Consider the following 20,769-nt stretch of genomic DNA (forward strand, 5'->3'; position numbering starts at 1 on the left):
GTTTGAGGAGTGGGTGCACGAACTCTCCAGCAACTTTCACCCGTCACAAATCCATCACCCAACCGCCACACAAGCGCAACGCAGGCCTTTGAAACTGGCGGTCATGAGCAAAGCCCTGCATATCACCCTGATCACCGAAACCTACGCACCCGAGATCAACGGCGTGGCCAACACGCTGAGTCGTTTGTGCGACGGTCTGCGTTTGCGCGGGCATCGGGTGGAGGTGATCCGGCCTCGGCAGAATGACGATGAATGGCGGGCTGTCGGGGATGATCTGATGCTGTGCCGGGGCTGGCCGATTCCGGGGTATCCGGGGTTGCAGTGGGGGCAGTCGTCGATGCACAAGCTGTTGCGCCGCTGGCAGCGGCAGCGCCCGGATGTGCTGTATATCGCCACCGAAGGTCCGCTGGGGCTATCGGCGTTGCGGGCGGCGCGGCGTCTGGGTATCGCCATTGTCAGCGGCTTTCACACCAATTTTCAGCAATACACGCGGCAGTACGGGCTGGGCTTTATCAGTCGTCTGCTGACGTCGTATCTGCGCTGGTTCCACAATCGCTCCAGCGCCACGCTGGTGCCGAGCGTCAGCCAGAAGACCGAGCTGGAACGACGCGGTTTCGAGCGGCTGGAGTTGCTGTCTCGCGGCGTGGACTGCCAGCTGTTTCATCCTTCGAAGCGCTCGGCCTTTCTTCGCGAAAGCTGGGGCCTGGAACCGGATGACATTGCCGTGCTGCATGTCGGGCGGCTGGCGCCGGAGAAGAATCTCGGCTTGCTGAAAACCAGCTTCGACGCGCTGGTGGCGGCTTATCCACAGAAAAAGTTGAAGCTGGTCATTGTCGGCGACGGCCCGGTGCGCCCGGCGCTGGAACAGCAAATGCCGGACGCCGTGTTCTGCGGCGCGCAACGGGGCGAGGCGTTGGCGACTCATTACGCTTCGGGCGATCTGTTTCTGTTTCCCAGCCTGACCGAAACCTTCGGCAATGTGGTGCTGGAAGCGCTGGCATCGGGATTGGGTGTCGTCGCCTATGACGAAGCGGCAGCGGCGCAGCATATTCGCCACGGTCACAATGGCGCGGTGGCGATGCCGGGGGATGAGGAAGGGTTCGTCGATGCCGCACGCTGGATGCTGGAGGACAACGAGACCTTGCGCCGCGTGCGTCTGAATGCGCGTCAGCATGCCAGCCGGCAGGGTTGGTCAGGGATTATCGAAGCCTTTGAAACCCACTTGCGCGCGGCCAGCCAGACTCGGGACGGGATTGTGTTGGGGATGTGAGTCGGCAGGACGGCAGGCAACCATTGTGGGAGCCGGCTTGCTGGCGAATGCGCGGCATCAGTCAACAGCAACGTTGCTGACCCGCCGGGTTCGCCAGCAAGCCGGCTCCTACAGGTGTGGAACCGACCGCCACGGCGTTGCGGCTTATTCCAGCTTGCCCAAGGCATCCCGGCTGAATGGCAGGATGTCTTCTTCGCGACCGTCGCGCACTTTCACTGCCCAGTCCGGGTCGACCAGCAAGGCACGGCCCACGGCCACCAGATCGAACTCGTCGTTGCCCAGGCGTTTGAGCAGGTTTTCCAGGCTCGCCGGCTGCGCAACCTTGTCGGTCTTGACCATGAATTGCAGGAATTCGCCGTCCAAGCCGACGCTGCCAACGGTGATGGTCGGTTTGCCAGTGAGTTTGCGCGTCCAGCCGGCCAGATTGAGGTCGGAACCTTCAAACTCCGGCTCCCAGAAACGTCGTGTCGAGCAGTGGAAGATATCCACACCGGCATCCGCCAGCGGTTTGAGGAATGCCTCCAGCGCTTCCGGGGTCTGCACCAGACGCGCGGTGTAATCCTGCTGTTTCCACTGCGAGTAACGGAAGATGATCGGGAAGTCCGGGCCGACGGCCGCACGCACCGCCTGGATCAGCTCGATGGCGAAACGCGAACGCTGGGCCAGGTCGCCGCCGTATTCATCGGTGCGCTGGTTGGTCCCTTCCCAGAAGAACTGGTCGACGATGTAACCGTGAGCGCCGTGGATCTCCACGCCGTCCATGCCGATCGCCTTGGCATCGCGGGCGGCCTGGGCGAAAGCTTCGATGACTTCGGCGATGTCCTGCTTGCTCATGCCGTGAACGACGACATTACCGTCCTTGAGTTTCTCGGTCGGGCCGTATGCCGGCACGCTGCCATCCGGCTCTGTACCCAAGCGACGCACCGCGCCCACATGCCAGAGTTGCGGAACGATCTTGCCGCCTTCGGCGTGAACCGCATCCACCACTTTTTTCCAGCCAGCCAGTGCGTCGTCACCGAAGAACTGCGGCACGTGGGGATAACCGTTGGAGGCTTTATGGCCGACGGTGGTGCCTTCGGTGATGATCAGGCCCACACCCGCCGCGGCACGGCGACGGTAGTACTCGACGACGTTGTCGTTCGGCACGCCACCGGGCGAGAAAGAGCGGGTCATCGGCGCCATCACCACGCGGGTCGGCAACTCCAGGCTGCCCAGATGGAAGGGTTTGAACAAGGCTTTGACGGGCATGCAGAAGTCCTCGGCTGTCAGTAAATATTACGGAAGTAATACAGAATGCCGCGAAGAAGGCGCAGTGCAAAGCACTATTGATTTGAGTGATTAAGGTAAAGAAGGGAGCGGCGGAACCTGATGACGATAAACACTTGTGGGAGGGAGCCCTGCTCGCGAAAGCGTCATGTCAGCCGATATCGCAGTGTCTGGCCGGACGCCTTCGCGAGTAGGGCTCCCTCAGGTCACGCGCCCGGCAAGCCGGCTATGACGTTCGTGAAATCAGTGCAGCGCCTTTTCGATCGCCTGGATCACGGCAGGGTCATCCGGCGTGGTGCGTGGCGAGAAACGTGCCAGAACACGACCGTCCTGACCGACGAGAAATTTTTCGAAGTTCCAGGTGATGTCGCCAGGAAACTCGGCACCTTCGCCCGCCAGCATCTGATACAGACGGTGACGGTGAGGGCCGTTGACTTCCAGTTTGTCGCCCAGCGGAAAGGTCACGCCGTAGTTCAGCGAGCAGAACGACTGGATCTCTTCCTGAGTGCCGGGTTCCTGTCCGGCGAACTGATTGCAGGGCAGCCCCAGAACACTGAAGCCCCGGTCCTTGTACTTCTGATAGAGGTTTTCCAGCGCAGCGTACTGCGGCGTGAGGCCACATTTGGAAGCCACGTTGACCACCAGAACCACTTTGCCCTTCAACGGCGCGAGAGGCAGTTCCTGGCCATCCAGAGCTTTTAATTTCAGGTCGTGAAATATACTCATGACGAACTCCCCTGCTCACAAAACAAAACCATCGACAGAAAAAGGCGCCCTGTCAGGCTGCGAGAGCACAAGGCTTTCGCAGAACCCGGGAGGACGCCTGGCCAGCTAACTTGAGCTTAGCAGGACAAATCAGTGGTGATGGCCACCTTCGCCATGCACGTGACCGTGGGCGATTTCTTCCTGGCTGGCATCACGCACGGCAACGATCTTGACCTGGAAATTCAGGCGCTGACCGGCCAGCGGGTGGTTGCCGTCGACAGTCACGTCGTCGCCGTCCAGATCACGGATGGTGACGATCTGCATCTGGCCGTCCGGCGCCGAAGCGTGGAACTGCATGCCGACTTCCAGTTCGTCGACACCTTCGAACATGCTGCGGTTCAGGGTGCTGACCAGCTCGGCCGAGTATTCGCCGTAGGCGTCTTCCGGCTCGATGGAGACTTTCAGCTCGTCGCCGACGTCCTTGCCTTCCAGAGCCTTCTCCAGACCCGGGATGATGTTACCTGCGCCTTGCAGGTAAACCAGCGGCGCGCCGCCGGACGAACTGTCGATGACCTCACCAGCGTCATTGGTCAGGGTATAGTCAATGGAGACAGCCTTGTTGGCGGCGATCGGCATGGGGCAAGACCTTTTGCAAATAGAGATATGAGCGAACAAGTCTAACCAAGCCCTCGCGCGAAAGCGAACGCAACTCAGACGGACGGCCCCGATTGCGCGACCCCGAATTAACCGGCAGCGACACCACCATCACAGGCTTCCGCCAGGACGAGGATGGCCACTGGATTGTCGAGCTTGCCTGCGGCCATACCCAACACCTGCGCCACCAGCCGCCGTGGCAGTTGCGGGCCTGGGTGCTGGACGCCGAAAAGCGTCAGGAAAAAATAGGCCGGTCCTTTCGCTGCGGCTGGTGCGCACAGGGGGCGGATAACGATAATCTTGTGCCCCGTTGAGACGCTGCGACTGAACAGCGTCCGTCTCTTTTCGGTCCACTGGCCTGATCGCTGATGCCACGACCCTTGCATTGCTTACTGTCGAGAAGCCCGCATGCAGACTTTCTTTATCGCGCCCACTGATTTCGGTGTGGGTCTGACGTCCATCAGCCTGGGGCTGGTGAGAACCCTGGAGCGCGCCGGACTCAAAGTCGGCTTCTTCAAACCGATTGCCCAGCCGCATCCGGGTGATCTGGGGCCTGAGCGCTCGACCGAACTGATCGCCCGCACCCACGGCCTCAAGCCACCCAAGCCGCTGGCCCTGGCCCATGTCGAGCGCATGCTCGGCGAAGGCCAGCTGGACGAGCTGCTCGAAGAAATCATCAATCTGTACCAGGAAGCGGCCGTCGGTCGCGACGTGCTGATCGTCGAAGGCATGGTGCCGACCCGCAGCGCCAGTTACGCCGCGCGGGTCAACCTGCACATGGCCAAGGCGCTGGACGCCGAGGTGATTCTGGTCTCGGCACCGGAAAACGAAGTACTGACCGAACTGTCCGGCCGCGTCGAATTGCAGGCGCAGATGTTCGGCGGGCCGAAGGACCCGAAAGTGCTCGGCGTGATCCTCAACAAGGTGCGCACCGACGAAAGCATGGAAGCCTTTTCGGCACGTCTGAAAGAACATTCGCCGTTGCTGCGCAGTGGCGACTTCCGCCTGCTCGGCTGTATTCCGTTCCAGGCCGATCTGAACGCCCCGCGCACCCGTGACGTCGCCGAACTGCTCGGCGCCCAGGTGATCAACGCCGGCGATTACGAACAGCGGCGCATGTCGAAGATCATCATCTGCGCGCGCACCGTGCTCAACACCCTGCAACTGCTCAAGCCGGGCGTGCTGGTGGTGACCCCCGGCGACCGTGACGACATCATCCTCGCGGTGAGCTTGGCGACCCTCAACGGCGTGCCGCTGGCCGGCCTGCTGCTGACCAGCGACACCCTGCCCGACCCGCGCATCATGGACCTCTGCCGTGGCGCCCTGCAGGCCGGTCTGCCGGTGTTGTCGGTGAGCACAGGCTCGTACGACACCGCCAACCAGCTCAATCAGTTGAACAAGGAAATCCCGATCGACGACCGCGAGCGCGCGGAGATCATCACCGATTTCGTTGCCAGCCACCTCGACGCCAACTGGCTGCACCAGCGTTGCGGTACGCCGCGGGAAATGCGCCTGTCGCCGGCGGTGTTCCGTTATCAGTTGATCCAGCGCGCCCAAGCGGCGAACAAACGCATCGTGCTGCCGGAAGGCGCCGAGCCGCTGACCGTGCAGGCGGCGGCGATCTGTCAGGCCCGTGGCATCGCCCGCTGTGTGCTGCTGGCCAAGCCGGACGACGTGCAAGCCGTGGCCCGTGCCCAAGGCATCGAATTGCCGCCGGGGCTGGAAATCATCGACCCGGAGCTGATCCGCCAGCAGTACGTGGCGCCGATGGTCGAACTGCGCAAGAGCAAGAGCCTCAATGCGCCTATGGCCGAACAGCAGCTGGAAGACCCGGTGGTGGTCGGCACCATGATGCTGGCACTGGACGAGGTCGACGGGCTGGTCTCCGGGCTGGTGCATTCCACCGCCAACACCATCCGCCCGGCCCTGCAACTGATCAAGACCGCGCCGGGCTGCACGCTGGTGTCGTCGGTGTTCTTCATGCTGTTCCCGGAACAGGTGCTGGTCTACGGCGACTGCATCATGAACCCGCACCCGAGCGCCGCCGAGCTGGCGGAAATCGCCGTGCAGAGCGCCGACTCGTCGGTAGCGTTCGGCCTGTCGCCACGGGTGGCGATGATCAGCTATTCCAGCGGCAATTCGGCCAGCGGCGAAGAGGTCGAGAAGGTCCGCGAAGCAACGCTGCTGGCGCGGGAAACCCGCCGTGAGCTGTTGATCGACGGCCCGCTGCAGTACGACGCCGCCGCCAACGAGAACGTCGCCCGGCAACTGGCGCCGGACAGCCAGGTCGCCGGCCGTGCCAACGTGTTCGTGTTCCCTGACCTGAACACCGGCAACACCACCTACAAGGCGGTGCAGCGCAGTGCCGACTGCGTCAGCCTCGGGCCAATGCTGCAAGGCCTGCGCAAGCCGGTGAACGATCTGCCACGCGGTGCGCAGGTCGACGACATCGTCTACACCATCGCCCTCACCGCGATTCAGGCGGCCACATTGCCCCAATAACACGGGGCACGCGTCGCACTGCAATATCCGCCACTCACAATAAAGCCGCCGGGCATGCATCGGCGGCCGTTTCACTTCTGGAGCCCGTAATACCATGGATTTTCTGCCCGCCCCCTTGCGCGGCGTCATCGCCTCGCTGCTGTTGGCGCTCAACACGATTGTCTGTTGCACGCCGCTGTTCATCGTGGCGATCTTCAAACTGTGCCTGCCCTTCCCGGCGGCGCAAAAAGTCACCGACTGGCTGATGAGCCACATCCATGAGGCGTGGATCAGCAACAACAACGCCTGGATGAACCTGCTCGGCCACACCCGCTGGCACCTGAGCGGGCTGGAAGGCCTGGACTATCAGCACTCGTACCTGGTGACCAGCAACCACCAGAGCTGGGTCGACATCATGGTTCTGCAATACGTGCTCAACCGGCGCATTCGCCCGCTGAAGTTCTTCCTCAAGCAGGAATTGATCTGGGTGCCGGTGATCGGTCTGGCGTGGTGGGCGCTGGGCTTCCCGTTCATGAAGCGCTACAGCAAGGCGTATCTGGAAAAACACCCGGAGAAAAAAGGCAAGGACCTGGAGACCACGCGGAAAACCTGCGCGAAATTCCGCAACAACCCGGTGGGTATTTTCAACTTCGCCGAAGGCACCCGTTTCACCCCGGGCAAACATGCGCAACAGGCGTCGCCGTTCCGTTACCTGCTCAAGCCCAAGGCCGGTGGCATCGCCTTCGTGCTGGACGCCATGGGTGAGCAATTGCAGTCGATCGTCAACGTGACCATCCACTACCCGGCAGGCCGCCCCGGCTACTGGGACCTGCTCTGCGGGCGGGTGCGCGAGGTGGTGGCGCATTTCGAGGAAGTGCAGATTCCGCCGCAGTTCATCGGCAAGAGCTATGACCAGGACGACGCCTATCGCCTGGAATTCCAGCAGTGGATCAACCGGCTGTGGGAAGACAAGGATGCGCTGTTGCAGCGGATGCATGAGCAGTATCCGGGATGAAATGCGCATTTCTGACGTCTTGAACTGGCTGCACTTTGTGGGAGCGAATTCATTCGCGATGCGATGTTACGGCTGATACATCGCCGTCGACTGAACTGGCCAATCGCGAATGAATTCGCTCCCACACATTCACGTGATTCCGCGCAGCGTGGCAGTCGCTCAAAACCCTACATCCAGAATCACGTTGTCCAGGTATGTCCCCGCCGGCGGGGTGGTCTGGTCGGTGTAGACCTTGGCGTTGTAGTTGAACACCTGGCTGCCGGTTCCCGTGCCATTGCCGGGGTTGATCTCAGCATCGCTGCTGGAGCGCCGTGCTGCGCCGACGCTGCCCCACACCGTGGTTCCGGCGCTTTTGAAGATGTCGTAGGCCAGGTAGTTGGTCCCGGACTGCATCCGCCGCCGCCCACCGCTGGAGTATTTGCCGGCATCCAGGCCAACGGTGTAGGCACTGCCCTTGGTGCAGGAAATATTCACTGTCTGACTGATCGTGCTGAACGCGCTGACCACCGGCACGCCGCCGAAACTGATGTTCGGCGCAGTAATCGTGCAGTCGTTGTTGACCGTCATGCTCACCGTCAGCGTGACGGTGCCGCTGTTGATATCACGTCCCAGGCAGGCACCCAGTGCGCCGATGCCCGAGCAATAGTTCCAGTTCCAGAAAATGCTCAGGGTCTCGGTGTACGTACCCGCCGCCACATTGCTGCCGATGATCGTGTTGACCCAGATCGGCACCGTCTTTGGCGTGATGCTGCCAAGCAGGCCGAGGGCATCGATGATGCCGTTACGGGCAAAGTCGTACGCCGTGCCACGGGTGATCAGGTAGGTCGAGTTGAAGGTGTTGGTGGCGTACAGGTTGTAGCTGATGACATCGCCCGTGGGCCCGACCATGCCGGTGGTCGAACCACTCGCGGTCACCGTGGCCCAGATATGGTCATTGGTGGTCAGCAACGACAGCAGCGAACCCGTGCAGCTCAGGCCGGCATTGCCCGTGGACGTGGATTGCAACGTGGTACGTACCAGCACCGAACTGACCGCGCCGAAACCGGCCGCCGTGGTCGCCGCCGTGGTACACAAGGCATGGGCCTGCGATGCCAACAGGCAGATCAGCAGCAGTAACCCCCGGCAGCATCCCTTCACACGGCATCTCCTGTGTTCGTCATCGACACACCAGCGGACCGATCAACGGCACCTGCTCGGCCGATTCGTCCATGGCGAACTGCACATGGCAGGTACTGCCATCGGCCAATGTCACGTTCAGGCTGTTTTGCGCCGCCAGGTTTTCCAGGTAGACCAGCCCGTCCCAGCCGACCACCGCCGTGGCGCCAGTCTGCTCATGGACGACTTGCGAACCCAGCGTCAGCGGCGTGTTCTGCGCATCGACCAGCGCGACGCTGGCGGCGACGATGCGCTTCAACGGAAACTCCAGCAGGTAACCGCTGCCCCGGCGCACGGCAACGCGCTGCTCGACGTTCGGGCTCTGGATGTTCGACGGCAGGTTCAGCGGGTCGATTTCGTACTTGCCGCGGTAGTAGGCGCTGCTCCACGGCACCAGCAGGTGGCCGTTCTTGTCAGTGTTGCCCACCGGCTGGTTTTCGTAGCGCACCGGAACATTGCCGAAGCCATCGGTGCTGATGACCACAAAGGCGTCGTCGATACGGTTGGCGGCGAACACTTGCCGGTCCATCCACACCAGTGAGCCACTGGCGTCGGCCCAGCGGGTTTCGGCGTCGCTGCTGCCGTAAACACCGGCCTGCAACTGCACCGACTGCAAGCGCCAGGTCAGGTCGGCCTGACGATAATCCGCACCCTGACCATGGGCATAGCCGAGGTTGTAACCCACCCCGCCCTGAGTCGGCACCGCCCGACTGTAGTTGACCCGCTCGCGATTCTTGCCGGCCTGATCGCGCTCCACGCTCATGCTCAGGCTGCCGCCCAGGTCAAAGGGAATCACCACCTGCGCCTGCACCGCCCAATTGCTATCGCCGATTTCGCGGTTGGCCGACAGATAAAAGCTGCTGCCGCCCCACAAGGTGCGGCTCCAGGTCAGGTTGAGCAGTTGCGTGCGCGAATCGTCGGCGGCGCGGATGTCGAAATACCCGGCGCCCAGGCTGCCCCAACTGTTCAGGTTCAGGCTGGCGGTCAGTTGCTGGCTGCGCTTGCTCAGGCTGACGAAGGGGCTGTCGACCACCGTCAGGTCGGCGTACTGATCGTGCCGCTCAAGGCGCTGATAGGACAGGCTGTAACGCTGGCTGTTGTACTGATACCCGAGGCTGGTCTGACGGCCCTGACGACCGTCGAAGCGGCTCTGGCTGATCGCGCTGTTGAGTACGCCGAACTGGCCCAGACGCAGGTTGCCGCCAAGTCCACCAAGGGTCAGGTCGCTGGCCGCTTCGGCGTGGCTTTCGAGGGTGAAACTGTCGCTCACGCCGTAACGCAGACTGCCCGACGTCACGCCCTGGCCGTAGCCGAAATCTCGTCGGGTGTAGTCGCGGCGCAGGTTGCCGGCGCTCACCGAAAAATCGGTCAGGCCTTTTTGCAGCAGGTTGCTGGTCACGTAGAACGGCACGCTGGTCGACACCTGGCGACCGAGCACGTCGGTGGTCACCACCACCGCCTCGCCCGCGCCGTTGATGAACGGAATGTTGGTCAGGGTGTACGGACCGGGCTGGACGTTATCGCTGGAGGACTTGAAACCGTTGATGAACAGGTCCACCGACGAAGGCACGGCGGCCTCGCCGGCGAACTGCGGCAGCGGGTAGGTCACCAGGTCAGGCCGCACACCAAAGTCCCGGGAGATCTGCACACCGCCCAACCGCACCGAACTGCTCCATGGCAGCGCACCGCTGATCACGTCACCGGCTTCGTAGGTCAGCAGGCGCTCGTCGTCGGAGTAGCGCCAGGTGGTGTCGTAGCGACGGAAACCGTCGTTGACGCCGCTGCCCGCCGCCGCGCCGTAGCTACGACGGTATTGCCCGGTGCTGGACAGCGTGCCCCAACTGTCGAACAGCCGCGCCTCGTTCCACGCCGCCAGATAGGTGCCGCTGTTATCGGTGTCGTTGAGGTACAGGTCGTAGTTGAGCAGCGCGCCAAAGCTGGTCATCGCCTGGGTGCGCGGGTAGGCCTGACGGTTGCCGAGCCATTGCGCCGGCAGCCAGGTCGGCGGCACGTCGATCAACAGGCGCTGGCCCTGGGCATCGTATTCACTGTGCAGGCCGGTCACGCTGTCCAGCGCCAGACTGGCAGCGGTGCCGGCGGGCAGCTTCACACCGACCGCCTGCAGATCGGCCGCAGGCATGAACAGCTGCCCGGCGCGCTGATCGACAGCCACGACTTTTCCGGTATTCATGTGATTGACCACCAGTTCCAGATACAGCTGCGCATCGGGAATCGCCTCGAATCCCGAGGGCGGTGGCGGCAGCTCACCGGCCGCCGCCAGCGGCATGAACACCCACCAACAGCAACCTATGGCCATCCCTGACAGACGCTGGATACCACGAGCCCACACGCAGCTCACTCCCGACATACATCCTTGAATATCGTTCGACGCAGCGGCGGCTTCCTGCCGGCGCCACCGTCACCTCGACCGGCCCCTCTAGCGCTTGCGCTTACTGACTGGCCTTGACGCTGACCGGCTGCGCTGCGCCGTTGATGCGCATCTGCAATTCCTGCCCGGAGGCCAGCGCCTCGGGCATCGGCCAGCGCATGGTTGCACCCGGCAGCACATAGCCCATCAGCCCTTCGGCCAGCGGTCGGCTCTGGGTGCCTTGGCGCACCGCGACGTCGGTCAGCCGCGCGTGTACGGCGCCACGGTTACGGACCTCAAGAAAAGTCCGGCCGCCTTCGCTGACCTTGCGCCAGCTCAGGTCGGGCGTGCCCGCGCCTTTCGGGTCGCGCTGGCGAGTCGGGTCTTCCTTGCTCCACAACCCGCTGCCATAGGCGAACAGCGGCACCGAGTAACGCATCTGGAAATGGATCGCGGCCTGGGTCTTGCCGTCGCTGCCCGCCGGCGGATTCGGCGCCGGGATTTCATCGATGATGATGCGGTAGGCCAATTCCTGCCCCGGCGGCACATCGCGGGTACGGGTCAGGCGGACCAGTTGTTTCTGGCCGGGTTCCAGACGGGCCACCGGGGGACTGCCGATCACGTCACGCTGATTCTGGTACTGGTCGTCGAAATTGCTCTGCGCCCAGCCGAACACACGGATCTGCAGGTTGGCGGTTTCATTGCCGCGATTTTCCAGCCACAGCGCGCTGGCCTGCTGGTCGGCTTCCAGCACCGGATCGATCGGCCAGATCAGCACCGAACTGGCCGCCTGTGCCGGCACCGCGCCCAGCATCGCCAGGGTCAACAGGCCGATATGCACGCCCCGTGACCGCCAGAAAAACGCCCCCATGCCCCACTCCTTATTCCTTGGAAAACACCCCTGATCGCTGGATCGCTACCAGGTCAATTGCACTTGCACGGTGTCGCTGTAGGTGCCCACCGGCTGATTGCCCGGCAACACCACCCGGCCATAGATCGGCAGGCGGATATTGTTGGCGTCGCTGTAGGTCACGCTGACGCTCTGCCCCACCCCCAGGGTCTGGCTCAGCCCGGCGTCGCGATACAGTTGATAAGCCACCACTGCGCTACCGCTGCCAATTTTCATGAACCGGCCGCTGTTGTTGTTCTGCCCGCCATCGACACTCATGGTCAACGTCGTTCCCGGCGTGCATTGCAACTGCACGCCGCTGGCGAGCGAGGCCGAAACCGTGCTGGTCGACAGCACCGAAAACGTGCCGTAGTTCAGGCTGCCGTAATTCGATCCGCCGCCCACCACCAGACAACCCGGCACGATGCTGGCGCTGACCTGAAACGTGGTGCTGGTGGCCGCCGTCAGCGGCAAGGGTAGGCCCAGCGCGCACAGCAGCAGGCATGCGGCACGTCCATGGCCGGCCATGGCATCAGAACGTCAGTTCGACAGCGATGGTGTCGGTGTACGTCCCCGCCGGCAGCCCTGGACGGCCCACCGCCCTGCCATAGAGATTGACGGTCTGCGCCGCGCCGGTACTGGCCCCCAGCGCGACCGTGCCGTCGATCGGCAGCAGCGTGCTGAAACCGGCATCGGTGTACAGGTCGTACGGCACAAAGTTGCTGGACGCATCAGCCAGCGCCCGGCTGCCGCCGGCAATCTGGCCGTCGTGGGCACCGGCACGCACCTTCAGCACCGGCGTGCTGCCGGCCGAACACTGGATCGACATCGCACCGCCGCCACCGGCCAGCACTTGCCCGGTGGCCGTGGTGAACAGGCTGCCGGTGGTGCCGAAATTCAACGTACCGAAATTCAGCCCCGACGTGGCAGCGCTGCCGTTGACCAGGCAGGCGCTGGTCAAGATCAGGCTGGAGGTGATCTGTCCGGTCACCGTGGTGGCCGCCTGAGCGCCGCCGACCAACCCCAGAGCCAGCGCCGTTACGGCAAGACGTGAGACAACTGCTTGCATGATCCTCATCCTCTGTTGAGTTACCAATCCAGCGTGACGGTCAGGGTGTCGCTGTAGACGCCCGCCGGCAGCGCGCTGGTATTCGCCACCACGACGCCATAGACCGGGATCGGTCGTTGCGTGCCGTCGCTGACTGCGAAAGTCCTTTGCTGGCCGATGCTGTAAGTGTCCAGGCCGGCGGCATCGACACTCAGTCGGTAGGGTATGGTCTGACGACCGTTGCTCAGGCGCCGGATCGAGCCGTCGCCGTGGGTACCGCCGTCGATGGTCACGGTGAAGCCTTTCACCGACGGGTTGCAGGTGACGTTCAACGCGCCGTCGCCACTGCTCAGGCGGCTGCTCAAGGGGGCGTTCCAGGTCGGCCCCTGATTGCCGAAATCGAGTTCGCCGAGACTGCCCGGCAGTTCACCGCCACCAGCACTGACTTCGCAGGCGGCGGTGATGATCAGCCGTGCGTCGATGTGCCCGGTGATCGCGCCGTGGGCGCTGTCGGCCAGCGGCAGCAGCGACGCCAGGGCAACGACCGTGTGTTGCAGATGTTTCATCGGCGATGACCTCCCTTGGCCGCGCTTCACCAACTGACCGTGACTTTCACCACGTCGCTGTACTGGCTGACCTGCGGAATCTGTTTGAACGGCTCGATCCGCGCATACAGCGGCAGCGTCACCGAGCCGGTGTCGGGCACGATGCCGCTCACCGGTTGATTGACCGGCAGGGCGATGCGTCGCGCCGGGTCGCGATAGAGGCGATAGGGAATGGGTGTGCTGCGGCCGTTGCCAGCCAGATAGCGCACATCGCCGGTGCCGCCGTGCAGGCCGCCGTCGATGCTGACTTGATAAGGGGTGTCGGGGTTGCATTCCAGCCGTGGCAGGCGCGCGGCATCCAGCGCCGCGCCGAGCGCTTCGCCACGGTCATCGAGCCTTGAAGTGTTGCCGAAGTCCAGCACACCCAGCTGTTCGATACCGGCGTCGCGGGTCGTACCGACCAACTGACAGCCGCGCATCACATTGACCCGCACCTCAACCTGGAGTTGTGCGGCCCACAGCGGAGCGCTGAACAAAATGGCCATGACAGCCACCACCAGAAATCCATTCACTGCCTCAGTTCCTTTTGAGGAATGGCTTGCTGACATCAGGTTAGCAGTGCGGGACGAAGCTGCCAGTGACGCAGGAAATATGCGAATGAACGGTAGGATGAAGCCGAATGGGTGGGCTGAACACCGCTGGCTCAGACACACGTCTGCCCCTGTGGGAGGGAGCCCTGCTCGCGAATGCAATGTCTCAGTCAACATCGTGTTGGCTGACATGGCGCATTCGCGAGCAGGGCTCCCTCCCACAGGTTGTGCCGTGCTTGGTGAATCCCGTTACATCCTTGGCCCGCAACAGCCGTTTCCACAGCGACGCGGTGTGTCGCGAACCATCAAGCAGCCCGCCATCCCCGCCCTACACTCGCCCCTACCGACAGGGGGAATCCACATGCACACCGATCATCAGACCCTGCGCAGCGAACTGGCCTGCGCTTTCCGTTGGGCGGCACGGCTGGGCCTGCACGAGGCCATCGCCAACCATTTCAGCGTCGCCACCCGCGCCGACGGCCACGAGTTTCTGATCAATCCGTATGGTCGGCATTTCTCGCGCATCCGCGCCAGCGATCTGCTGCTGATCGACGCCGACAACCCCACCAGCCTGGACCGTCCGGACGCCCCGGACATCACCGCGTCGGCCCTGCACAGCGCGCTGCATCGCAACCAGCCCCATGCGCGCTGCATCCTTCATACCCATTCGAAATACGCCACCGCGCTGGCCTGCCTGGCCGACTCGCGCCTGCCGCCGATCGAACAGAATTCCATGCGTTTTTTCGAACGGGTGGTGATCGACGAAGGTTTCGACGGCATGGGCCTGGGCGACGAGGCCGAGCGGGTCAGCCGGTTGCTCGGCGACAAGCCGATCCTGTTGATGGGCAATCACGGCCTGTTGGTGGCGGCATCCAGCGTGGCCCAGGCGTTCGATGATCTGTATTACTTCGAGCGCGCCTGCGAGGTGTACATCACTGCTCTCGCCACCGGCCGGCCGCTGCGCGTCGCCAGCGATGAAGTGGCCCGCAAGACTGCTCGGCAATGGCTGGAATATCCCGGTTTCGCCGAAAAGCATTTCAGTGCGTTGATGGGGATACTGGACGAAGAAGAGCCCGGTTTTCGGGATTGAGCCCGCGCCTGCCGGAACACGACACTCATCGCATCACCGGTCTCACTGATGGCACTGGCATTCTTTTTGTGGGAGCGAATTCATTCGCGATGCGGTATTGCAATCGACACATGTGTATCGACTGCACCGGCCTATCGCGAATGAATTCGCTCCCACAGAGAATCCCGTTTACCGCACGACAGCGCATTCACCAGCAAGCCGGCTACAGGATCAAAAGCGCTCGGCATCGGTTTCCGGCACCTTGCCCAACGGCTGACGCATCACCGGGGCGCTCCACACCTGGCTGCGGTCTTCGCTCGGCGCGCAGCCGAATTTCGCCCGGTAGGTGCGGGAGAAATGCTCCAGCGAACCGAACCCGGCACTGGCCGCCACCTGCGCCACGCTCAGGCCCGTCTGCTGCAACAGACTATGCGCGCGGGCCAGGCGCAGGGTCATGTAGAACTTCAACGGCGACAGCCCGGTGTGCTGCTTGAACTGTCGCTCCAGCTGCCGCCGCGACAGCCCGACCTGCGCAGCGATCGCTTCGCAGTCCAGCGGCTCTTCCAGCGCCTGCTCCATCAACTGCACGGCCCTGCGCATCTTGCCGCCGTACAGCGCAGCATTGCTCAGGCTGCCTTCGTGCTGGCTCTCGCCCGGATCGCGCACCCGGCCGACCAACAGATGCAGGGCGATTTCCCGGGCCAGATCGCTGTCCACGCTCTGGCGGATCCAGCTCAACAGCATGTCCAGCGTCGCCGTGGCGCCCGCGCAGGTCAGGCGCTGACGCTCCAGCGTGTACAGCTGCGCCCGCGCCTTGACCCGTGGATAACTTTCCTGAAAACCCTGCAGGTTGTCCCAGTGCACCGCCGCTTCGAAACCGTCCAGCACCCCGGCGGCAGCCAGCAGCTCGGTGCCGGTTTCCACGCCCATCAGCACCGCGCCGAACAGCGCCTGACGACGCAGCCAGCTTTTCAGCGCCAGGTTGCGGCTGTGTTTGTGCACATCGAAACTGGCGACCAGCACGCACACGTCGAAGCCCTGCTCGCCGTCCATGGCCGCGCCGACTACCGTACTCAGACCGTTGCTGGCCTGCACCGGCGCGCCGTCGAGGGACAGCAGCGTCCACTCGAACAGGCTGCGCTGGCTCAGCCAGTTGGCGATGGCCAGCGGCTCGATCACCGCCGCCAAGCCGAAGTTGGAAAACGCCGGCAGCAGCACGATCGCCACCCGCAGCGGCGCGGCGTCAGTGCGCTGCCAGTCACGCAAGCCGCTGTGTAGCGGATCAGCCTTCATCTGCAACCCTCAGCGCTGTTTCAACTGCCAAAGCGGGTGCGTCCACACCGGCACGTCGGCCGCCGGCAATGGCGCTCGTCCACGAATCATGTCACTGGCCTTCTCGGCGATCATCACCGTCGGCGCGTTGGTGTTGCCGCTGACGATGACCGGCATGATCGAGGCATCGACCACGCGCAGCCCGTCCAGCCCCAGCACCCGCAATTCGGCGTCGACCACGGCTTGCGGATCGTCCGCCCGGCCCATCTTGCAGGTGCCGCTGGCATGGTAGCCGGTTTCGGTGACCTGTCGCGCCCAGGCGTCCAGTTGCTCATCGCTCTGCACACCGGGCCCCGGCACCAGTTCTTCACCGAGAAACGGCGCCATGGCCGGCTGCGCAAGAATCTCGCGGACCAGTCGCGCACCGGCGCGCATGTCGGCACGGTCCTGCTCGGTCTTCAGGTAGTTGAACAGGATGCGCGGAGGCTCGTAGGGACTGGCGCTGTTGAGGGTGACACTGCCCAGGCTGGTCGGACGCATCAGGTCGATATGCACTTGGAACGCATGGCCCGGCACCAGATCGACACTGCCCGGCTGCACCGCCAGCGGCATGAAGGTCAGTTGCAGATCGGGGTGCTCGACACCGGCGCGAGAACGAATGAACGCACCGGCTTCAAAATGATTGCTCGCCGCCAGACCGTCATGGGTGGCGAACCAGCGCGCGCCGATCCACCACTTGCCCGGCGCGGTGGTCCAGCGATAGATCGACACCGGCTGCTTGCAGCGGTACTGCACCACCGCGTCAGGGTGATCGTTGAGGCGTCGGCCAACGCCCGGCAGGTCGCGGATCACCTCGATACCCAGATCGCGCAGCTCCGCCGCCGGCCCGACGCCGGACAGCAACAGCAACTGCGGCGAATTGATCGCTCCCGCCGTCAGCAGCACTTCGCGACGGGCCCGCGCGGTGTGGGTCTGATCGTTGTGGGCGTATTCGATACCGATCGCCCGCTGCCCCTCGAACAGGATGCGCAGCACCCTCGCCTCGGTTATCACCGTCACGTTACCCCGCGCCAGCGCTTCGGCGAGATAGCCGCGTGCCGTGCTCCAGCGCCGGCCCTGGCGAGTGGTGCGGTCCACCGGGCCGAAACCCTCCTGTTGATAACCGTTGAGGTCGCGGCTCTGTGGATAACCGGCCTGCTCACCTGCCTTGACGAATGCGGCGCACAGCGGCGTGCCGATGTCTCCGGGCGTGACATGCAGATGCCCGCCATCGCCTCGGTACGCATCCGCGCCCTCGGCATGCTTCTGTGCCCGCTTGAAATACGGCAGCACCTGTTGATAACTCCAGCCGCTGCAGCCCTGCTCGGCCCAGTTGTCGTAATCGCGAGCATGGCCACGGATGTAAACCATGCCGTTGATCGACGACGAACCGCCCAACGTGCGCCCGCGTGGCGTGCCGATACGGCGACCGTCGAGAAACGGTTCGGGTTCGGAGCGATAACTCCAGTTGTACTGCGTCCCGCCCACCACGATGCCCACCGCCGACGGCATGTCGATGGTCCAGCTTTTATCCACAGGCCCGGCTTCCAGCAGCAGGATCTGCACGTCCGGGTCTTCGCCCAGCCGGTTCGCCAGCACACAACCGGCAGATCCGGCACCCACGATCACATAATCAAACCCGTGCTCGGCCATGATGGTCGGTACTCCTTTCCAGTGCGAAGTTCGGGCGTCAGCGCGTGCCGTGAATGCCGTTGAACACCAGCCGGTGGAAGTGATGCACCAAGTGTTCGCTCTCGTTGCTGCGCTGGGCGTCGATCATGTAGCGGCCCTGGTCGTAGCCGAGGGAATGCAGGCCCTTCTGCACCGAGATATTCAGGGCGATGTCTTCCGGCCCGAGGTCTTCGTTCATCCACTTCATGCAGGCCTTGGAGACCTCTGCCGTTTCCGGGTTGGAGGAGTAGTAACCGAAGCGCAGCAGCGAGCGCTCTTCGTCCAGCGGGATCATCATGAAGGTGCCGAGAAATTCGGAAAACGGGAAGGTATAGAAGGTGTTGTTCGGCCACATGCCGATGTTGAAGAAGCACTCGTCCGGATTGAGGTCATCGCGCAGCTTCACGCCGTAGGCTTCGCCGGCGGCAAGGTTGGCCGGAGCGATGTAGGTCCACCAGTTGTCGCGTTTGGTCAAACGGTAGCCCTTGAAGTCGATCAGTTTTGCCAGATCGATATGGCACGGGCCGGACAGTTTGAAGTGATAGCCCTCGATGGAGTTGTCCATGATCACTTTCCAGTTGGCCGGAACGATCACGTCCTGCTCCTCGATCAGGCGCATCTGCGCCAGGTCTGGAAACACCCGGTGCATTTCTTCGTCGGCACCGGGGAACAGTTCGCGCAGAGACGGTGCTTGCAGGTCGAAATTGAAGTAGATGAACCCGCCCATTTCTTCCGTGCGCAGCTGCGGAATGTTGAACTGCTGCAGCTCGAAATTCTTCATCCGCTCGCAACGCGGCGCGCCACGCAGGCTGCCGTCCATTTCGTAACACCAGGAGTGATAGGCGCAGCGCACCACCCCGCCCGTGGTGCCGCGCCGCGTCTCCAGCAGACGGTTGCCACGATGCTGGCAAACGTTGTGAAAGGCACGGATTTCGCCCTGCCGATTCCGGGCGATGACCACGCTCTGATCGAACAGATCCACCACCACATACTGCCCCGGCTCGGCGAACTCACTGACATGCCCCGCCACGTGCCAGGCGTGCATGAAGATATTGTCGCGCTCGGCCTCGAACAGCGTCCGGTCGAAGAAATACCGCGACGGCAGCGTGAACGCCTGCTCGGGGTCCTGCCGATCCCACGCATCGACCGGGCTTTGCTGTTTCAGGGTATGGACTGATTGCATGGACGATCTCCTCGACAGTGACACCGCTCGGCTCGGCGGCTTGTGTTGAAGGTTAATCTAGGGCTGGCGCGGGAGTGGCGATTGATGGAATGCGACGAGTTGGCTGCAGGATTGATCAACCCGCTCCGTAACGCTGTTGATTCTGGCTGCAGGCCGTGGGAGGGAGCTCTGCTCGCGAAGGCGGTGGGTCAGTCAATGCAGGGGGGGCTGATCCAGGCCATCGCGGGCAAGCCCGCTCCCACAGGGCCGGTGTCGCGTGATCTGTAGCAGTCTGGCTTGCCAGCGGCATTGACCTTGGGATCGCTGCCGCCGGCAAGCCGGGCTGCTACGGGGAAGCGGCGCGATGGGGCTTTTGATTCTGGCCGCAGGCCGTGGGAGGGAGCTCTGCTCGCGAAGGCGGTGGGTCAGTCAATGCAGGGGGGGGCTGATCCAGGCCATCGCGGGCAAGCCCGCTCCCACAGGCCGGTGTCGCTCCCCCGTAGCAGTCCGGCTTGCCGGCGGCATGGACCTTGGGATCGCTGCCGCCGGCAAGCCGGACTGCTTCGGGGGAGCGACGCAGATCGCTTTTGATTCTGGCCGCAGGCCGTGGGAGGGAGCTCTGCTCGCGAAGGCGGCGGGTCAGTCGACGCAGGTGTATTTGATCCGACGCCTTCGCGGGCAAGCGGGCTCCCATAAAAATCAGGTGGCGGGCGCCATAAAAAACCCCGGCGCATGGCCGGGGTTTTGGTTGCAGCGTGTGGCTTATTGCTGCTGGTATTGCTGGCCAGGAATCGGCTTGAGGTTGACCTCGACACGGCGGTTCTGGGCGCGGCCGTTGACGTCGGCGTTGCTGGCGATCGGTTGATCCGGGCCTGCGCCACGGACCGACAGGTGCGATGCATCCACACCTTGCGACGTCAGGTAGGTCGCCACGCTCTGGGCGCGCTGTTGCGACAGGTCCATGTTGTGCTGGCGGCTGCCGGTGCTGTCGGTGTAGCCGACGATTTCGATGACGTTCTGGTTGTACTGCTTCAGCGAGCCGGCCAGGTTGTTCAGCGGCGCGTAGAAGCTGCTGGCGATGGCCGAAGAGTCGGTGGCAAAGGTGATATTGCCCGGCATGACCAGTTTGATGTTGTCGCCTTCACGCTGTACCTGCACGCCGGTGTTGGCCATGCTTGCACGCAGTGCGGCTTCCTGTTTGTCGGCGTAGTAGCCATAACCGGCGGAGGCAGCGCCTACCACGGCAGCGCCGATCAGCGCACCCTTGCCACGGTTGTTGTGGTCGATGGCGGCACCGGCGACGGCACCGGCCAGCGCACCCAGGCCACCGTATTTGGCGGTCTTGCTCATGCCGCCGGAATTCTGTGCCTGGCCCTGATTGTCGTAGGGGTTCTGCGACGCGCAGCCGGACAGCACGGCAAGTGCGGTGGCAGCGATGATCAAACGGCGGAAGGTCAACATTTGAGGAACGCTCCTGTTTTGCTTTTCTATGGCCCGGAAAAAGCCGGGCAATGTGCGCGATTAGAGCACGACAACGGTAAAAAATTCCTTAACGCGGCCTGAACGGTCC

The 20,769-nt window shown here is 63.3% G+C and carries 19 protein-coding genes; 5 read left to right on the forward strand and 14 right to left on the reverse strand.

Annotated features, from left to right (window positions below):
- The first annotated feature begins 103 nt into the window (after nt 1–103).
- The gene (locus ACIPL0_RS24875) at nt 104–1,270 is read left to right on the forward strand and encodes a glycosyltransferase family 4 protein (RefSeq protein ID WP_400600420.1); all 1,167 of its coding nucleotides are present in this window, start codon (nt 104–106) and stop codon (nt 1,268–1,270) included.
- A gap of 144 nt (nt 1,271–1,414) precedes the next feature.
- Here ACIPL0_RS24875 and ACIPL0_RS24880 read toward each other — a convergent pair whose 3' ends face one another.
- From ACIPL0_RS24880 to ACIPL0_RS24890, 3 genes are all read right to left on the reverse strand, one after another.
- Nucleotides 1,415–2,518, reverse strand: a complete 1,104-nt coding sequence (locus tag ACIPL0_RS24880) for an NADH:flavin oxidoreductase (protein WP_400600419.1) — start codon at nt 2,516–2,518, stop codon at nt 1,415–1,417.
- A gap of 261 nt (nt 2,519–2,779) precedes the next feature.
- Nucleotides 2,780–3,262, reverse strand: coding sequence for a glutathione peroxidase (locus tag ACIPL0_RS24885; protein ID WP_400600417.1), 483 nt, complete (start codon nt 3,260–3,262; stop codon nt 2,780–2,782).
- A 129-nt stretch (nt 3,263–3,391) separates the two neighbouring features.
- A complete protein-coding gene (locus ACIPL0_RS24890; protein WP_400600415.1) occupies nt 3,392–3,877 on the reverse strand; it encodes a peptidylprolyl isomerase in 486 nt (161 codons plus the stop codon).
- A 92-nt stretch (nt 3,878–3,969) separates the two neighbouring features.
- On the opposite strand from ACIPL0_RS24890, the gene ACIPL0_RS24895 reads away from it, so the two are divergent.
- From ACIPL0_RS24895 to ACIPL0_RS24905, 3 genes are all read left to right on the forward strand, one after another.
- Nucleotides 3,970–4,209 carry a DUF3565 domain-containing protein gene (locus ACIPL0_RS24895; RefSeq protein ID WP_400600413.1) on the forward strand — a complete coding sequence of 80 codons (240 nt, stop codon included), beginning with the start codon at nt 3,970–3,972 and terminating at the stop codon, nt 4,207–4,209.
- 94 nt (nt 4,210–4,303) lie between these two features.
- Complete coding sequence (gene pta / locus ACIPL0_RS24900) at nt 4,304–6,397, forward strand: phosphate acetyltransferase (protein WP_400600411.1); 2,094 nt, start codon at nt 4,304–4,306, stop codon at nt 6,395–6,397.
- A 94-nt stretch (nt 6,398–6,491) separates the two neighbouring features.
- Nucleotides 6,492–7,391, forward strand: coding sequence for an acyltransferase (locus ACIPL0_RS24905; protein ID WP_400600409.1), 900 nt, complete (start codon nt 6,492–6,494; stop codon nt 7,389–7,391).
- A 159-nt stretch (nt 7,392–7,550) separates the two neighbouring features.
- Here the strand turns inward: ACIPL0_RS24905 and ACIPL0_RS24910 are convergent, their stop codons facing one another.
- From ACIPL0_RS24910 to ACIPL0_RS24940, 7 genes are all read right to left on the reverse strand, one after another.
- A complete protein-coding gene (locus ACIPL0_RS24910; protein ID WP_400600407.1) occupies nt 7,551–8,528 on the reverse strand; it encodes a spore coat protein U domain-containing protein in 978 nt (325 codons plus the stop codon).
- A 19-nt stretch (nt 8,529–8,547) separates the two neighbouring features.
- Complete coding sequence (locus ACIPL0_RS24915) at nt 8,548–10,863, reverse strand: fimbria/pilus outer membrane usher protein (protein ID WP_400600488.1); 2,316 nt, start codon at nt 10,861–10,863, stop codon at nt 8,548–8,550.
- Between the two features lie 133 nt (nt 10,864–10,996).
- A complete protein-coding gene (locus ACIPL0_RS24920; protein WP_400600405.1) occupies nt 10,997–11,785 on the reverse strand; it encodes a molecular chaperone in 789 nt (262 codons plus the stop codon).
- 45 nt (nt 11,786–11,830) lie between these two features.
- On the reverse strand, nt 11,831–12,331 hold the full coding sequence (locus ACIPL0_RS24925; RefSeq protein ID WP_400600403.1) for a spore coat U domain-containing protein: 501 nt from the start codon (nt 12,329–12,331) through the stop codon (nt 11,831–11,833).
- Nucleotides 12,332–12,335: 4 nt separating this feature from the next.
- Nucleotides 12,336–12,872: a spore coat U domain-containing protein gene (locus ACIPL0_RS24930; protein WP_400600401.1), complete on the reverse strand. Its 537-nt coding sequence runs from the start codon at nt 12,870–12,872 to the stop codon at nt 12,336–12,338.
- A gap of 20 nt (nt 12,873–12,892) precedes the next feature.
- Nucleotides 12,893–13,417 (reverse strand): spore coat U domain-containing protein, encoded by a 525-nt coding sequence (locus tag ACIPL0_RS24935; RefSeq protein WP_400600399.1) that lies wholly within the window; start codon nt 13,415–13,417, stop codon nt 12,893–12,895.
- A 26-nt stretch (nt 13,418–13,443) separates the two neighbouring features.
- Nucleotides 13,444–13,968: a spore coat U domain-containing protein gene (locus ACIPL0_RS24940; protein WP_400600397.1), complete on the reverse strand. Its 525-nt coding sequence runs from the start codon at nt 13,966–13,968 to the stop codon at nt 13,444–13,446.
- Between the two features lie 379 nt (nt 13,969–14,347).
- Here ACIPL0_RS24940 and ACIPL0_RS24945 point away from each other — a divergent pair, with 379 nt between their 5' ends.
- Nucleotides 14,348–15,076 (forward strand): class II aldolase and adducin N-terminal domain-containing protein, encoded by a 729-nt coding sequence (locus ACIPL0_RS24945; protein WP_400600396.1) that lies wholly within the window; start codon nt 14,348–14,350, stop codon nt 15,074–15,076.
- 210 nt (nt 15,077–15,286) lie between these two features.
- Here the strand turns inward: ACIPL0_RS24945 and ACIPL0_RS24950 are convergent, their stop codons facing one another.
- From ACIPL0_RS24950 to ACIPL0_RS24965, 4 genes are all read right to left on the reverse strand, one after another.
- Complete coding sequence (locus ACIPL0_RS24950; protein WP_400600394.1) at nt 15,287–16,348, reverse strand: GlxA family transcriptional regulator; 1,062 nt, start codon at nt 16,346–16,348, stop codon at nt 15,287–15,289.
- 9 nt (nt 16,349–16,357) lie between these two features.
- On the reverse strand, nt 16,358–18,019 hold the full coding sequence (locus ACIPL0_RS24955) for a choline dehydrogenase (RefSeq protein ID WP_400600392.1): 1,662 nt from the start codon (nt 18,017–18,019) through the stop codon (nt 16,358–16,360).
- Between the two features lie 37 nt (nt 18,020–18,056).
- Nucleotides 18,057–19,220, reverse strand: coding sequence for an aromatic ring-hydroxylating dioxygenase subunit alpha (locus ACIPL0_RS24960; RefSeq protein WP_400600390.1), 1,164 nt, complete (start codon nt 19,218–19,220; stop codon nt 18,057–18,059).
- A gap of 741 nt (nt 19,221–19,961) precedes the next feature.
- A complete protein-coding gene (locus tag ACIPL0_RS24965; RefSeq protein ID WP_400600388.1) occupies nt 19,962–20,660 on the reverse strand; it encodes an OmpA family protein in 699 nt (232 codons plus the stop codon).
- Nucleotides 20,661–20,769 lie beyond the last annotated feature (109 nt).

Source organism: Pseudomonas sp. NPDC090208 (genome assembly GCF_044746785.1).
Classification (GTDB): domain Bacteria; phylum Pseudomonadota; class Gammaproteobacteria; order Pseudomonadales; family Pseudomonadaceae; genus Aquipseudomonas.

Coding starts and splice junctions, on each gene's coding strand:
- ACIPL0_RS24885 (WP_400600417.1), bottom strand. CDS start 3,262: ATGAGTATATTTCACGACCTGAAATTAAAAGCTCTGGATGGCCAGGAA.
- pta (WP_400600411.1), top strand. CDS start 4,304: ATGCAGACTTTCTTTATCGCGCCCACTGATTTCGGTGTGGGTCTGACG.
- ACIPL0_RS24915 (WP_400600488.1), bottom strand. CDS start 10,863: ATGGCCATAGGTTGCTGTTGGTGGGTGTTCATGCCGCTGGCGGCGGCC.
- ACIPL0_RS24950 (WP_400600394.1), bottom strand. CDS start 16,348: ATGAAGGCTGATCCGCTACACAGCGGCTTGCGTGACTGGCAGCGCACT.
- ACIPL0_RS24935 (WP_400600399.1), bottom strand. CDS start 13,417: ATGAAACATCTGCAACACACGGTCGTTGCCCTGGCGTCGCTGCTGCCG.
- ACIPL0_RS24880 (WP_400600419.1), bottom strand. CDS start 2,518: ATGCCCGTCAAAGCCTTGTTCAAACCCTTCCATCTGGGCAGCCTGGAG.
- ACIPL0_RS24875 (WP_400600420.1), top strand. CDS start 104: ATGAGCAAAGCCCTGCATATCACCCTGATCACCGAAACCTACGCACCC.
- ACIPL0_RS24945 (WP_400600396.1), top strand. CDS start 14,348: ATGCACACCGATCATCAGACCCTGCGCAGCGAACTGGCCTGCGCTTTC.
- ACIPL0_RS24955 (WP_400600392.1), bottom strand. CDS start 18,019: ATGGCCGAGCACGGGTTTGATTATGTGATCGTGGGTGCCGGATCTGCC.
- ACIPL0_RS24960 (WP_400600390.1), bottom strand. CDS start 19,220: ATGCAATCAGTCCATACCCTGAAACAGCAAAGCCCGGTCGATGCGTGG.
- ACIPL0_RS24920 (WP_400600405.1), bottom strand. CDS start 11,785: ATGGGGGCGTTTTTCTGGCGGTCACGGGGCGTGCATATCGGCCTGTTG.
- ACIPL0_RS24965 (WP_400600388.1), bottom strand. CDS start 20,660: ATGTTGACCTTCCGCCGTTTGATCATCGCTGCCACCGCACTTGCCGTG.
- ACIPL0_RS24925 (WP_400600403.1), bottom strand. CDS start 12,331: ATGGCCGGCCATGGACGTGCCGCATGCCTGCTGCTGTGCGCGCTGGGC.
- ACIPL0_RS24890 (WP_400600415.1), bottom strand. CDS start 3,877: ATGCCGATCGCCGCCAACAAGGCTGTCTCCATTGACTATACCCTGACC.
- ACIPL0_RS24930 (WP_400600401.1), bottom strand. CDS start 12,872: ATGCAAGCAGTTGTCTCACGTCTTGCCGTAACGGCGCTGGCTCTGGGG.
- ACIPL0_RS24905 (WP_400600409.1), top strand. CDS start 6,492: ATGGATTTTCTGCCCGCCCCCTTGCGCGGCGTCATCGCCTCGCTGCTG.